This window comes from Dietzia sp. UBA5065, from assembly GCA_002415925.1.
GTDB lineage: Bacteria > Actinomycetota > Actinomycetes > Mycobacteriales > Mycobacteriaceae > Dietzia.
Map to the genome: position 1 here is coordinate 14821 of DIAZ01000018.1, position 1663 is coordinate 16483.

Annotated in this window: 1 protein-coding gene; it reads right to left on the minus strand. The window is 71.6% G+C overall.

Annotation, left to right across the window (positions count from 1 at the left end):
- Positions 1 to 209: 209 nt before the first annotated feature.
- A complete protein-coding gene (locus B4M60_RS01670) occupies positions 210 to 1598 on the minus strand; it encodes a sensor histidine kinase (protein ID WP_291079673.1) in 1389 nt (462 codons plus the stop codon).
- Between the last annotated feature and the right edge of the window lie 65 nt (positions 1599 to 1663).

Sequence of the window (1663 nt, forward strand, 5' to 3'; positions counted from 1 at the left end):
CGGGCTGCGCTGGTCCGGGCTGCGGGGCTCCGTACGGGTTCTGTCCGGTCGGCCGGTGCCAGAACCCACCCGGGCCCGCGCCCGGCCCCTGGGCCCAGTCGTCACCGCGCCGGGGATCGGGCGCGCCGGTATCGTTCTCGTTCTCCATGGGCTCCATGCTTCCTCACCGCGCTGTGCGTTCGCTGAAACGGGGGGCGGGGCGGCGGCACTCAGTTCGGAGGGCTCTCGCTGCCCGGGATGGTCACCCGCACCTCGGTGCCACCGCCCTCGGCGGTGTGGATCTCCACGGTCCCGCCGTGTCTGGTCACCACCTGCCGGACGATCGCCAGGCCGAGCCCCGACCCCGGCATCGCCCGCGCCTCCCGCGAGCGGTGGAATCGCTCGAACACGAGCAGCCTGTCCTCCTCGGGGATCCCGGGCCCCTGGTCCGCGACCGCGAGTTCGACGACCGACTCCGACACCTGCCGCATGCGGACGGTCACCGTCCCCCCGGCGGGACTCCACTTGGCCGCGTTGTCGCAGATGTTGAGCACCGCGCGCTCGATCCCCGCGGAGTCCCCGAACGAATACCACGGCACCAGCTCGACGTCGAACTCCACGTCGTGCCGCCGGCGACGAACCCGCTCGAGTGCCCGGTCCACCGCCTCCGACACCGCGACGGGTTCGAGCTCCACCTCGCCCGAGTCCTCGCGCGCGAGCTCCACGAGGTCGCCCACCAGCTGACTGAGCTCCGAGATCTGCCCCATCACGTCCACCTCGAGGGAACCCCGGTCGGAATCCGGGATGGTCGGGGCGCCCGGCCTGCTCGCGGCGATGAGCAACTCCACGTTCGTCCGGAGGCTCGTCAACGGCGTCTTGAGCTCGTGCCCGGCGTCCGCCACCAGCCGTGACTGTCTCTCCCGGCTCTCCCCCAGTGCGACGAGCATGTGGTTGAAGCTGGTGGTGAGCCTGGCGATCTCGTCGTCGCCGGCCACGGGGATCGGCCTCAGGTCGTCGGTACGCGCGATGCGCTCCACCGCACGGGTCAGTCGCGCGACGGGTGCCAACCCGGTGCGCCCCACGGCGGTGCCCGCCACCGCGGCCAACGCGATCCCGGCGGCACCCACCAGGGTGAGGACTATGGCGAGGCGGTTCAAGGTCGCCCTGGTGGGCCCCAGGTCCTGGGCCAGGATGAGCGTGGAGCCGTCGAGGACCGCCACCGCGTAGATCTGTTTGCCCCCGGCCGTCCGCAGGCTCGACTCCGCCTCTCCCCGGACCACCGCGATCTCCGGGCCGCCGATGTGGAACGGCTCGCCGGTGGCCGTACGCACTCCCGAGGGGGCGACGATCTGCGCATCCAGGTTGGGGTTGAACGCCCGCAGGGCGATGAGGGTGCTCCGCGACTGGAGGCCGAACTCCGAGGCGAGCTCGCTGTTGACCAACTGGTCCGCCTGCTGCTCGAGCCTGTTGTTGACCTCGCTGTACATGGAACCGGACACGACGAAGTACGCCGCGACCGCCATCAGGGCAACAGCGACGCCCACCGAGCTCGCCGCCAGCAGGGTGACCCGCTGGTGCAGGGAGATCGGCGCGGTGGTCCCGCCCTGGCCCGTCGGCACTATGGCGTCTCGCGCAACACGTATCCCACCCCACGGACGGTGTGGATCAGCCGGGGCTCGCCCTC